Below are 13,681 nucleotides of genomic sequence, written 5' to 3' on the forward strand. Positions count from 1 at the left end.
TAGCCCACAATAACGCCTTTTGATATAGATACTTCTTGCGCTCGATATCTAACAAACAAACCTCCTGCGCAAGTTCGAGTTCTTTTAAATACTTGCCCTTGACTATCTCGTCAATCTCCATCTTCTCTTTCTGCACTTCCCATGGAGCCATTGATGCATTGATCCTATTCTTCTCCATCTCTTCGAGCATTTGCAGATAATATTCGTCACCGGGTTTCAAATCCCTAATCTCCCTTGGATAAAACAGCCGGAGGGCGTATATACAAGAGATTCACAAACAACCCCAAAATAGGACCGTCATAATGCTGAAAAGGCCGAAACGGTCATTGAAAAGGTCCCGAAGAATCGGAAGGAAATAAATACCGAGGCAGGAATAAATGATAACCAATTTGGGTATCTGTCCGTCTCTCATTTGATAAGATGAAGTATACTGCTCCACCCTCTTTTCACCGATTTCAATTTTATAATCGGAATCATAAAATGACTTCGCCATACCGTAAAATTTGTGTTGTTCAAAGATACAACACGGTGAATGAGAAATCCAAATAAATTGTTGGTTTATAGCCATTTAGAAACATATAGTAGCATATAGAAAAATCCCGGACCGTAAGGGCCCGGGACTCAAATTGTCGACTAAAAATAGGTAAGCCTAGCGGCCGAGCGACATTGAAAATGGCCTATCCGCCGGCGCAATGCCCCGCGCAGTATTTGGAACGGCAGACATCGTGAAATCCAGCACCGCCCCCCTGAGCAACCCCGAATGGGTAATATAGTTCCGGTCGTACACCGCCCCGTTCAACGTCAGACGCGAGACGTAGCGACGCGAGGCGTCGGACGCGCGGATCACGACGGTGTGCCCGTTTTCGAGGTGGAGCGTCGCGGAGGGGAAGAGCGGCGCGCCGAGCGCATATTGATCGCTGGCGGGGGTGACGGGGTAGAAACCGAGGGCGGAGAAGACGTACCAGGCGGAGGTCTGGCCGTTGTCTTCGTCGCCGCAGTAGCCGTCGGGGGTGGCGCGGTACATCCGGTTCATGGTTTCGCGGGCCCAGTATTGGGCCTTCCAGGGCGCGGCGGCGTAGTCGTAGAGATAGATCATGTGCTGGATGGGCTGGTTGCCATGGGCGTACTGGCCCATATTCGCGATCTGCATTTCCCGGATCTCGTGGATGACGGTACCGTAGTAACTGTCGTCGAAAACCGGGGGCAGCGTAAACACCGAATCCAGCTTGGCGACGAAGGCGCGGTTACCGCCAACCAGGCCGATCAGGCCCTGGATGTCGTGAAACACACCCCAGGTATAGTGCCAGCTGTTGCCTTCGGTAAAGGCGTCGCCCCATTTGAAGGGGTTGAAGGGGCTTTCGAAGGTGCCGTCCAAATTCCGGCCGCGCATCAACCGCGTGGACGCGTCATATACGTTGCGGTAGTTGAGAGCCCGTCGACGATACACATCGATCTGGGACGCCGGCTTACCCAGCGCTTTGCCCAGCGACCATATAGCGAAGTCGTCGTAAGCATACTCGAGGGTCCGCGCCGCGTTCTCGTTGATGTGGGCGTCGTAAGGGACGTAACCGAGGCTATCGTAATAGTTGACCCCGACGCGCCCGGCGGCGCGGGGGCCTTCGGCGGAGGCGTCGTGGACGAGCGCCTGGTAAAGGGTTTCGATGTCGTAGCCGCGCAGCCCTTTTAGATAGGCTTCGGCGACGACGGACGCGGAGTTGTTGCCGATCATGACATCCGAATAGCCGGGGCTGGACCATTCGGGGAGCCAGCCGCCTTCCTTATAGTCGTTGATCAGTCCTTCCTGCATCTCGCGGACGACGGACGGATAAACCAGGTTCAGGAAAGGGTACAACGCGCGGAAGGTATCCCAGAAACCGGTGCCGGCAAACATATAGCCCGGCATCGTCCTGCCGTTATAGGGGCTCCAGTGGATGGGATGACCGGTGGCGTCGATCTCGTAGAGCTTGTTCGGGAAGAACAGCATCCGGTAGAGGCAGGAATAGAACGTGCGCGTCTGGTCGACTGTGCCGCCGGAGACGGACACGCGGCTGAGTGTGCTGTTCCAAATAGTGCGGGCACGGGCGCAAAGGGTGTCGAACGACATGTCGCCCTGCTCACGACGCAGGTTCAATTCCGCCTGCTCGTAACTGATAAACGACGACGCCACGCGCAAGCGCACCTGTTCGCCGCGCCGGGTCGAAAACCCGATCACCGCCAGCGCGTGGTCCGCCGAAAGCTCGGTGCCCGCGGACAACGCCCCGTCGGAAAACACCCGCGAAAAAGCGAAGTCCTTGTCCACATAAATGACAAAGTAATTCCTGAAATCCGGCAACGGCCCCCGCGCAAAACGCGTCGAATACCCGATGATCTTGTGTTCGGCGGGCAGGACCTTTACATACGATCCCTTGTTGAAGGCATCGATGACGATGGAGGAGCTGTCGGATTGCGGAAAGGTGAACCGGAACTGCGCGCTTCTTTCGGTGGGCGTGATCTCGGTGGTCACGTCATGGTCGGCCAGGTAGACGCTGTAGTAGTATGGCTCGGAAACCTCCGCCTTGTGCGAAAACCAGCTGGCCCGTTGTTCCTCCGTCACCTGCAGGCGACCGGTGACGGGCATGATGCTGAATTGGCCGTAGTCGTTCATCCAGGGTGACGGCTGGTGGGTTTGTTTAAAGCCCACGATCTTGTCCGCCGCGTAGGTGTATTGCCAGCCGCTCCCCATTTTACCGGTCTGGGGCGTCCAGAAGTTCATGCCCCAGGGCACGGCTACGGCGGGATAGGTATTACCGTTGGACAGCTCGGGTTTCGAATCGGTGCCCATGAGCGGGTTGACGTAGTCCACGGGCGTCATCGACGCGGCGGGCGTCGACACAAGGACCTGCGGGGCGGGCGTCTGCGCCAGGACGCGGGCGGCGACCAGCAGCAGGCAAGGCGTGAGGAATCTTACCACGTTAATGTAACTTTTATCCCATCCGGGCTATTATCAAATCCAAGGAGCTCCGTATGCGACGACGCATCCCACGATGACCGCACCGGGACCGCGGCGCCGGCGGAAGAGGCGGCCGACACGTGCGAGGGCTCGGACGGCAACCAGACGCGTACCGCATTGACCGTGTTCACCGGGCTCTTCGCTACAAAAGCGAAAGACCGTCCTACAACCAACGGCGAATATATCCGAGACGCCGACGCCAGCACCTTTGGCGAACGCGGAGCCGCCCGGCGAACGTCATACAGCAATGATTGCTCCCCCGGATTCACGGTTTTCGAAGCCAACACCGGCAGCGTAGGATCAAACAGGTCGATGACCGGTCCTTGTACCGTATAGGGCGCAGCGTCGGGGTTCTCGTCGAGGACCGATACGATGTCATAGGGGCCCCGCTCCAGGTAAAAATTATTCTTGAGCTCGAGCTTCCCCGGATACGCCCTGCGGATCAGCGACACGAAGGCGGTATCGCCGGATGGCTGGAGCACGAATTCCTTGGGGTCCTGCCGGACGATATACACCGTGCCGCGTCCGACGGTGTAACGACCCGCGGCGCCCGGCACGCCGAGCAGCTTAAAGAGATGTTGAGAGGGGGCGGTAAAAGAAAGACCGGACGTATTCCACCACTCCATCACCGACTGGTAAGGGTCTTCATCCCGCCCGACATAAACGAGGATGCCTCCGGAACGTACCCAGGCCGCCAGGTAACGGTGCACCTCAGGCGACATTGGCTTCATGTTCGAGTAGCTCATGATCAGCACCTTGGTGGACGCCAGCGTGGCGGGATACTTCAGATTCTCCATATGCACCGTCTCCACCGGGACCCCGCGCTTGACGAACGGCAGCGTCTGGCCGTAGAAATTGGAGAACTGCGGGTCCTCGTAACCGTTATGATCCGGGAACCGCTGGAACATCAGCGAGTTGCCCATCAGCACGCTTATACCATGCGAGCCGTTCAACACGTTCGACGATTTCGGCATCTCGTTGAGCACGTTGATCATAACCTGTATCTGCGTCGAATAGTACTTCGGGATCAGTACGGCGGAGTCGCCGTGGGTGAGCTTGTACTTGTGCGTATATATCCGCTCCGGCCAGGGCATCACCTCGTAGTCGGCAAAACCCGGGTACATGATTTCGGCGGTATACGTAGCCTGGTAATTCTTTTTATAGTCCGCCCAGTCGACCGCCCGGTCCTCGATGGGATCGGTGAGGAAGAATACCTTGCGGCCGGTGGGCGCGGTCATCGACTTCATCGAGCCATATTCGAGATAGGCGTTCTCGAAAACCCGCTCCTTCCGAGCGCCGTCGAAGTACGTCGGCTCGCGCGACGTACCGGTCCACACCTGGGCGATGTAGCCGTCGATACTGGGCAGGGAGGCGAGACTTGCCTCCGGGCTGACGATCTTCCAGGAGGAATAGTTGACGAGCGAATGGGTGGCGATATAGACCTTGATGTCAAGCCCCTTGCTGCGGCCGTACGACTTGGCGTAGCTGGACACCTGCTCGATGGCATTGTAATACAGGTGATACTTCAATTTGCTGGACAAATAAGTGTTTTCCGCGGAAGCGTCCTGGGGCCGCCAGGGAAATCCATAATACTTCTGCCATTCGTCTTTGAAGGGCTGGCTATAACCGGCCCTGGCCCAGAACTCGGGCTCCTCCAAAAAGATCAGCGTGATGCCCGCGTCGATCACGCGTTTGACGACCGCCGTCTTCATGAAGTCGATAAATGACTGGACCGGCACGACGTAGGGCATATTGTGCCCGTGCCAGATGGTGTCGCCCTGCGCGGTGACCTGCCCGATCCCGAGGTGGTTCTGGCCATCCCATTTGCCGAGGAAATAGTCGAAGTACTGGCCCCACGCGATGCCCGTCATAAAGGCCGTCGTGTAGCCGCGGTCCCGCCAGGATTTGACGCGGTCCTCGAAGGTCTCCTGGCCGCGCTCATTTACGCCGTATACGATAGCCACGTCGGAACGGACATCGATCTCGGGGATCCAGGCGTGGCTCGTCTGAAACGCCGTCTTCTCGCGGGGCGCGCCCGCGGCGTCCGACGCGGCCGAAGCACCCGACGCGCGCGAAGCGGCCGTGCCGCCCGCGGCGCCCGGAGAATGGGATGGCGCCGTCTGCGCCATCCCGTACACTGAAACCAGAAACCAACTGCAAAAAGCGATATATCTCTTCATGTTAAGGGTATGTAATCGAAACCGGAACGCTGTAGTTGTACTCGTTCAACCCCGCGTTGATCCGCGCTCCCACGCGGAAGTAAACATCCTGGGCCGGAAGCGCGCCGCCCACGGTGGTGAGCGTCAGCGTCTGCCCCAGCAACGCGGTCCCCGTGGAACCCGAATAGGAGCTCCGGGCGGAATAGCGGGGATCGTAGTTGTTGTTCCCGTCGTACTGGGTGTTGCTGACGTACAGGTTGATGTCCGTAACATCCTGCTGGTAGCCCGGGTTGTTGGTGCCCCGCGTAACGGTCACCTGCACGGTCACGGTGGTGTCCGGGTTGATCACCGGCTGGCCCACGATCTGTACACGCAGGTACGGCTGGACCTTGAAGGTCAGGTCGGCCGTGCCCTTGAGCACGATGTTCTGGCTGGAGTCGGAGATCACGTTCCCGCTGTTGTCCATCTGTATCAAAGGTACGAAGGGACCTTGCACCTGTACGTTATATGTGGCGCCAAAGACCTTGGTGTTGTTAAAGGACCCGTCCTGCATCGACTGGAAATAAATGGGCACCGGGTTGGCGCTGTAGCTGGTCTCCAGCAATTCTACGCGGGTACCGCCCCCGCCGATCTCGGTTTGTACGGTCTCGCCGGTGACCTCGTCGAGGGTCTTGCCGGTGATAGTGTCCGACGGGGCCGGGTAGTTATCGATCTTGTTGCAGGCGAACGCAAAAAGAGCGAAGGCTGCAAAAAATATTTTTTTCATGATAATTAAAATTTAGTGACGCACACCAGCGGCGCGCTAGTATCCTGGATTCTGAATCACGTTAGTGCTCTTGGAAATGGCCCCGCCGGGCAGCTGCTCATAATACCAGCGCGGGTCGTACGTATAGACGTCGTTCCGTTCGTCGGTCCGGGCGTCGAAGAAATATTTCCCCGCGGTGGAAGAATAGAACGGCATCAGTATGCGGTATTCGCGGCCGTTTTGCTCCTGCGCAAAGATGCGCCAGCGCTTCAGGTCCCAGTACGTCTTGTTCTCGAACGCCAGCTCCTTGCGCCGCTCTTTACGGATGGTATCGATGGGCGAAGGCCCCGCGACGGTCCAGGGTACGGCCCCGGCACGGGAACGGATCTGGTTGACGTCGGCCATGGCGTCGGCGAGGCTTCCGCCGGCGCCGAGGTTGGCCAGCTCCATCGCCGCTTCCGCCCGGTTGAGGAGTACTTCGGCGTAACGCATTTCGATCCAGGTCTGGGTCTCGTTGTTTTCGAGCACCTGGGCGGTGGGGAGGTTCGGGTTGAGCCATTTGCGGACCGAGAAACCCGAGATGGCGCAGGTCTGGTCGCCGGTGAAGATACCGCTCAGCCCCGCGGGGTTCATGAGCGTACCGTCGGGCAGCGTGTAAGGCGTCTGGGCGGCGGTGGAGGAAACGACCAGCTGCGACGTCGGGTATTGCGCGCGGGAACCGGCCGGCAGCAGCGGGCTGATACCCCCGGCGGAGGAACCGGTATAGATGGCGCGGCGGATCTCGATGTTCTGCCCCTTGAAGGCGTCCCCCGGCAGTATAACGGTGGCGCGCAACCGCGGTTCCGCGGTCGCGAAAAGGTCCATCGTATTATCGAATAGCTTATAGTGCCCGGTGGCGTCCAGGTTCTGGATCGTCCCGTCCGCGTTCTCGGGTATCCCGTCGAACATTTCCACGAAGTCCAGGGTCGGGTTGACCTCGGCCGAATAGCCGTTGGGGCCGATCAGCTGGCGGGGTACGTTGTAGGCGTCGTACCCATGGACGGAATTCGGGTATTGGTATTCGCGGACGAAGATGCTTTCCTTGCTGGAAGCGTCCGAGAACAGGTTCACGAAGTTCTGGTACTGCGCGTTCGGGTCGGTGGCGGACCAGGCCGTCAGGTACAGGCTGTAGACGCCGTCGAGCGACTGCGCCGCGCTATAGGCCTTTTGGAAATACCCCGCGGCGAGGTTGGACGGCATCCCGCAGAGCTGGTTGTGGTTGTTGTCGAAAAGCGTGATGGTGTTGTATTCCGCGGCAGACCCGGCGTAAAGCATCGCCCGGGATTCAAAAGCGGCAGCCACGTATTTGTTGGCCCGGCTGCCGTCCGCATAATCGCCGTTGACAGCGGGCAGGTTGGTCATCGCATAGGTGAAGTCCGAGTCCACCTGGTTCCAGCAGGCCTCCTCGGAGGAGCGGGGGATTTCCAGGCTGTCCGCGCTTTCCCCGGGTACATAGTTGAGCACCTTATTGACGATGGGTACGCCGCCGAAGCGCTTGACCAGCCCGAAGTACGTCATACCGCGCACGAAGTACGCCTCCCCCAGCCACTGGCTGACCTGGGCCTGCGAAAAGGTGCTGGCATAGGTCGGCAGGGTCTGGATAAAGTAATCGCAGTCCCGGATAACGGTATAGCTGCCGCCCCAGATGTCCCAGCTCCAACCGCCGAAGTTTTCCTGCATCGAGCTGGTCTGGTCCCGGCTGATGGCCTCCCCCGTCGTGGCGGGTGTGGGGCTGATGATCCAGAAGAAATTGAGCCCCCGGGCCGGAGAGTACCGGAAGTCCTCGATCGGCAGCTCGCTGTACAGCCGCGCCATATAGGCCTGTATACCGGCGGAGGAACCGAAGATGTCCTGGTCCTGGATGATGTTTTGCGGTGGGATGTCCAGTTTACGGCAAGCCGCAAAGAACGCCAGCGCACAAAAAGCTATGATGAATTTTTTCATGATCGTTGATGATTAAAATTTCAGGTTCAAACCAAAGCTGTAGAGTTTGTCAAGCGGGTAGAGGTACCCGTAGGTGCCCGAGGGGTGCTCGGGGTCCAGGTACTTGACCTTGGTGATGGTAAACAGATTGTACCCGGTGACATAGAACCGGATGCCTTTGATCCCTGTTTTGCGCAGCAATTGGGGTGAAAGCGAATACCCAAGCTCCGCGGCCTTTAACCGGAGGTAGGACGCGTTCTGGAAGTTGAACGAGGAATTGGTCATGGCGGTGGTCCCGGTATACGCATACGAACCGGAAGCCCATTGCGTGTTCGGGTTATACGGATCGGCCGTCGGGTTGACCGGGTGGTAGTTGTTCGTAAAGTACGTCAGCGCGCTGCCCCCGCCCCAGAGCGGTATGTTGAGCTGCTCGATGTACGAGACGCTATAGATCGCGGAGCCCTGGAAAAGCAGGTTCGCGTCAAAACCCTGGTAAGACCCGCCGATATTGACCCCATACGTGATCAGGGGTTGCGTACCGGGGCCTCCGTTCGGAGTGCCCCCATAGGCGATCGGGTGAATGTCGTTTCCATCGATCTGCCCGTCTCCGTTCCAGTCCTGGTAGATATAATCGCCGACGGTCGTGCCGCGGCCGACATAAACCGGGCTATTGATGATCTGCTGATAGTTCTGGTATTGTCCGGCGGCGCCATAGCCCCATTGGATGCCCTGGTTGCGGTTCGCCGACTGGTACAGCCAGTCGAGGTAGGAGTTGCCTTGGGGCGACTCGGCTACAACGGTGTTCCGGGTACGGGCGTAGGAGAAGGTCGCCTTTACATTATAGTTGAATTTGCCGATGTGGTTCCGGTGGTCGATCTCGAAGTCGATCCCGCTGGTGCGATCCCCGTTCAGGTTTTCTTCGGGCAGGGAAGCGCCGAGGACTTCGGGCACCGTCAGCGTTGAAGCGGCCAGGATGCCCGACCGGTTCCGGATGAAAAAGTCCCCGCTAAAGCCCAGCAACCCGTTCCAGGCATCCAGGTCCAACCCCACGTCGAGCGTATGCGACGTCATCCAGGAGACCTTGGGATTCGGGATACCGGTGCTTTGGACCGAATTGATGTAGGAACCCCCAAACACCGCGCCGCCCGGCAGCTGGTTGTTGCTGCCGCTCGCCGGGTAGGTGTACCCGTTGAGGAACTGGAAGTACAGGGAGCCATCGTCCCCGAGCACTCCGTATGTCCCGCGCAGCTTCAGGTTGTCGATAAAATTCAGGGCATGGACATTCTTGAAGAAGGGCTCATCGGAAATCCGGTAGCCCAGCTGACCGGCGGGGAAGAAACCATACTTCTGGCCCGGGGCGAACTTCGAGGATTCGTCCGTCCGGAAGCTGAATTCAGCCAGATACCGGGTCTTGAAGTCGTAGGTAACGCGTCCGACCACCGAATTGGTGGCGTAGCTGTACAGCGCCGTATTGCCGCCGTCCTGCGTGGCGTTCTGGTTCGCGCTGTTCCCCGCGATGATCTGGTCGACGGGGATGGCCAGCTGGCGGTAAGCGGCGAAATTGTCGGCGCTTTGCGCGTTGCCTTCCAGGAGCACCATGGCGCCCACGTTGTGCGCGTCGGCGAAGGTGTGCTGGTAGTTCAGCGATAGCTGGTCGGTATTCTGCGGATATTCGTAGAATTGACGCTGCACATAGCTCGGGGAGTTGTTCAACGTAGCGTTGTACGTCTGGTTCGCGGCGTTGTATGTATACAGGTTAAAGGATTTCTGGAAAAGCTTGTTATCCTGGAGCTGGTAATTATAGCTAAAGAACGCCCTGGCAGTCAGCCCATCGATGAACGGGAACTTGTAGTCCACGCTGATCGAGCCGGAAAACCATTTGTTGTTCAGCGTGCTATACCCCACGATGTTGGGGTCCATGAATGCCACCGGGTTCCCCCCGTCCACGATCCCGTTGTTCAGGTAAGCGGGGTTGTTGTTGGCATAGATCGTTTGCGTGGGTAGCTCCCGCCAGGTCTCGCGGGTGATCCACCAAAAGGATTCGGAGGGCGCATTCTTCGTGTCCATGATACCGCTGAGGTTCAGGTTCACGGTAAAGCGCTTCCCGATCTTGCTGGTGACATTTGCGCGGACGTTGTACCGTTTGTAGTTCAATGCGTTGCTTTGAAGGAACCCGTCCTGGTCGGTATAACCGGCGCTGAGGAGGTAGGAGGCGATCTCGTTCCCGCCCGTGGCTGTCAGGTTGTGCTGCTGCTGCGCGGCGGACTTTTTGAAGACGGCGTCATACCAGTCCGTGCTTTTGAGCGTGCCGTCCTGGTATTGCTTGATCTGCGCGTCCGTATAGACCGGGATACCCCCATTGGGCGTATGCAGGGCCTGCTCGTTGACCAGCTCCATATACTGGACGGCGTCGACGGGCTTCGGAAGCCCGGAGGGTACCTGCCAGCCGTAGGTGCCGCTGTAGCTGAGCGAAAGCTGGCCGGAATGACCGCGTTTGGTCGTGATCAGGATGACCCCGTTGGCCGCCTTGACCCCGTAGACTGAAGCGCTCGCGTCCTTGAGCACGGAGACGCTTTCGATGTCGTTCGGATCGAGCCGGGTAAAGATGTTGCTCGAACCCACGTTGTTGTCCCCGCTGTTCTGCGTGATCGGGAAGTCGGGTTGTTCCACCCCGTCGATGACAATCAGGGGATTACCCATGCCGCGGATGTTGATGTTGTTGGCGAAGTCGCCGGGCTCGGCCGTGTTCTGCACGATCTGCAACCCGGGCACCTTACCCGTGAGCATGTTCTCCACGTTTTCATTTTTGGTGGTCACGATCTCCTGGGCATTGACCGAGGATACCGCCCCGGTCATGGAGACCTTTTTTTGTGTCCCGTACCCGACGACCACCACCTCGTTGACGTTTGCGGCGGTCGGCGCCAGGTTGACGTCGATGGTCTTCTGGTTACCTACCGCCACTTCTTTGGTGGCGTATTGGATATAACTGAAGATCAGGATGGCGCTATTGGGCGCCTGGATGGTAAAATGGCCTGTGGCGTCGGTCGTCGTCCCGGTTTTGGTTCCCTTGACCAGGATGGAGACCCCGGGGAGAGGCGCTCCTTTTTCGTCCACGACGGTCCCCGTGCGGGAACTGTTTTGGGCAAGGGCGGGTGTGGAAAAGAGCAGTACACAGGCAAGAATCGTGGCAAGCCACCGAGCGTGGCCTGCTAAAAATTTCTTCATAAAGAATTAGTTTACGATTTTGGTTTAGGTCAGACCAATGATATACCGCCACCCCTTAAAAAATGGGTTAAAAACCGGGTTAATAGCCGATTTAATTGGTTAACCGGCCGCCTGGAGCCAGTGATCACTGTAGGATCTTGTCAAAACTGACGTGGTAAGCCACCCCGAGCGACCGCTCATAGTCCTGGGTGAATTGGTCGTATGCCTTACGGGAGTATTCGATACCCTTCAGCCGGCGGTATATCCGAAGCTGGTATTTGAGGGCCTCCTCGTTAAAGGCGTCCAGGGTCAGGACCAGCTTGGCTACCTCCAGGGCCGTCTTCAGCTCCCGGGTGTCGTACAAATGGACCATGGCCGGCAGCAAAAGATCGATCAATTGCTCTTCGAAGGCCGTTTTGTGGTGATCGAGGATGGGCTCGGGCATATCCGGCAGCAGGGGCCCCCGGGTCAGCAGGTGCAAATACCCCGTCAGGCTTTCCGGCCGGTGGCGGATCGCCTCGGTGAGGACGCAGAAATCGCAGATAAAGGCCTCGCCAAGGGTAAAAGAATAGGTGTCGTTTTGAAAAACGAGCTCGACCCCATCGATGTCGCTGATGATGTTCCGCAAGTGGTTGAAGGTAACGCCCTTGATGTTCTTGGATTTGGCCACGTCCTTGTCTGGCCAGAGCTTGGCGGACACCTTCTTGGACACTATCCCCTTGCCGTCCAGGCTGTTGAGGAGGATCAACACAAAGAGCTGCTTGATCTTCGGGCTGAACAGGTGGGTGATGTCCCGGCCTTCCCTGTCAAAGGCGGCGAACTCGCCCAGGAGGTAGATGGCGTTCTGCTGGATCACCGCCGGCGCGGGCGGCGCGGTTTCGGGTGGCGCGATGGCCGGCTTTCGTACCCGGGGTCTGAACAGCCACCACGATCCGACGGCCAAAGGCGCCAGGATTAGCCACCACATCCACCGTAGCGACGGTCTGGTCGCCGGCTGGAGCGACCGGAGGTACACCGCGACGGGTACCGGGGGGGCAGCCAGCGTATACAACCTGACCATCGACCGCTGCCTGTCCGCGAACTCCTGGATCGCGCAAAAGAATTCCTCCGTGCGTTCGCTGTAGAACAGGTTGATGTCGCTTTCGATGCGCATAGACGTGACCGGTACCGGGGCGCTCACTACCTCGTAGGAGCCGTCGGCGATCGAAAACTTATATAGCTTCAGTTCGGTCTTGGCGACCTCGTGGGGATAACAAAGGGCGTAGAAAAATCTTTTGTCCGGCGACAGTACCAGGTTATTAGCCGGAACGAAGACGCTCTTGTCCGGGGGTGTGGTGCTCCAGCACCTTTTGATGCTGTGGTCGTTTAGATTGATCCGATACAAGTCATAGTACTGCTTCCCTCCGACGACCTGGCTGCCCGACTCGTTCCCATAGCCGCCAAACAACAATATCTCGCCGGGCTTATCCGAAGGCCCCGTGGCGGAAAAAAAACGCGGGCATATCGTGTCCCCCGTAAACGCCACCTTATCCCAGGTATCGGTACTGTCGTTATAGGAAAGGAAGGCATTGTGGTAGCTGTAGAGCCCGTAACCCCCGAACAGGTAGAACCGGTGCTGCGAGTCGTCGTAAAAAATATTGTGGTGGTGGAGCTGCCCGGGCAGGACCGTTTTCCCGATCGGGGTCCACTTCAGGCTGCCGGAGTCCATATCCAATGAGGCCACGCTGGGCGCGCCGCGGGGCTCGTCAAACAGCTCGTAGAGATACAGCTTGTTCTCCCGCGCGTTGAAGATGCTCTTGCCGAGGACCATTTTTACGGGCAGCTTATTGGCATAGGTCATTGCGGATACCCTGCGCAGGTCTGGGTTGTAAGTGATCAACGAGTCCCCGGTAAATATAAATACGTCCTGGCGCAGCGGGTCGAAGTTCAGCCCCGCTACCGCCGGGAAGGACTCCGCATACACCGGTTTCCAAAAAAAAGACTCGTTGATCAGCCAGACCGGGTTCTCCACCGAGCCGATTACTGACCCACCGGCTTCGTGGACGCTGTTCCCGCTCCATTCATCGAGGGGAAAGAAAAAGTGTTGGCCCTCGTTCCCCACATACAGGTCCTTGATGGCCATATTGGGTACCTCGGTATAGCGGGGGTTTTTCCCAAAAACGAGGTTGGCGGGCATTTCCTCCCGGAAACCCATTTTATCGGCGTGGTAGGCGGTGCTGTCCACGGTGACGGTCACCGCGTCACCCTTCAGGTCGAAGTCCGCGCGGATTTTTATCCAATTTTTTTTTTTGAGCAGGGCTGTCTCGAGCGGGATCCTGATTTTGTTGCTCTTGCTGTCGATGTTGAGGTTCAGGTAGCCCCGGCCGAGGTCATAGATGTAGCTCAGGCTATAGGAATTGTCCTTGTCCAGGACGTCAAAGACATAACCGAGATTGGCCTTGTCCCACAAAGACAAATCGAATGCGATGGAAAAATGGTCCCGGAATACCGGAACCTCGGCGGGAAACGGACGCAGGGAGGTACGCTGTGTCAACAAACTGTCTTCAGAGGCAAACAACAAACCCTGTGCATTGATATTCAGTACATGAAAGCATAATATTATTAATAATATGTTTTTATATA

7 protein-coding genes are annotated in these 13,681 nt (G+C 57.8%); all 7 read right to left on the bottom strand.

Annotated elements, in window-relative coordinates:
• A partial coding sequence (locus VL547_RS08805) for a hypothetical protein (RefSeq protein WP_325577287.1) occupies window positions 1-190 on the bottom strand: 190 nt, incomplete at its 3' end.
• 459 nt (window positions 191-649) lie between these two features.
• A complete protein-coding gene (locus VL547_RS08810) occupies window positions 650-2,950 on the bottom strand; it encodes a GH92 family glycosyl hydrolase (protein ID WP_325577288.1) in 2,301 nt (766 codons plus the stop codon).
• Complete coding sequence (locus VL547_RS08815) at window positions 2,944-5,169, bottom strand: hypothetical protein (RefSeq protein WP_325577289.1); 2,226 nt, start codon at window positions 5,167-5,169, stop codon at window positions 2,944-2,946. Before VL547_RS08815 ends, VL547_RS08810 begins: the two co-directional genes overlap by 7 nt.
• Before the next feature lies 1 nt (window position 5,170).
• Window positions 5,171-5,914, bottom strand: coding sequence for a DUF3823 domain-containing protein (locus tag VL547_RS08820; RefSeq protein WP_325577290.1), 744 nt, complete (start codon window positions 5,912-5,914; stop codon window positions 5,171-5,173).
• Between the two features lie 36 nt (window positions 5,915-5,950).
• Window positions 5,951-7,876, bottom strand: coding sequence for a RagB/SusD family nutrient uptake outer membrane protein (locus VL547_RS08825; RefSeq protein WP_325577291.1), 1,926 nt, complete (start codon window positions 7,874-7,876; stop codon window positions 5,951-5,953).
• A 12-nt stretch (window positions 7,877-7,888) separates the two neighbouring features.
• Window positions 7,889-11,080: a TonB-dependent receptor gene (locus tag VL547_RS08830; protein ID WP_325577292.1), complete on the bottom strand. Its 3,192-nt coding sequence runs from the start codon at window positions 11,078-11,080 to the stop codon at window positions 7,889-7,891.
• Between the two features lie 124 nt (window positions 11,081-11,204).
• Window positions 11,205-13,592, bottom strand: coding sequence for a hypothetical protein (locus tag VL547_RS08835; RefSeq protein ID WP_325577293.1), 2,388 nt, complete (start codon window positions 13,590-13,592; stop codon window positions 11,205-11,207).
• Window positions 13,593-13,681: the final 89 nt, after the last annotated feature.

This window comes from Dinghuibacter sp. (assembly GCF_035492835.1).
Classification (GTDB): Bacteria; Bacteroidota; Bacteroidia; order Chitinophagales; family Chitinophagaceae; genus Dinghuibacter.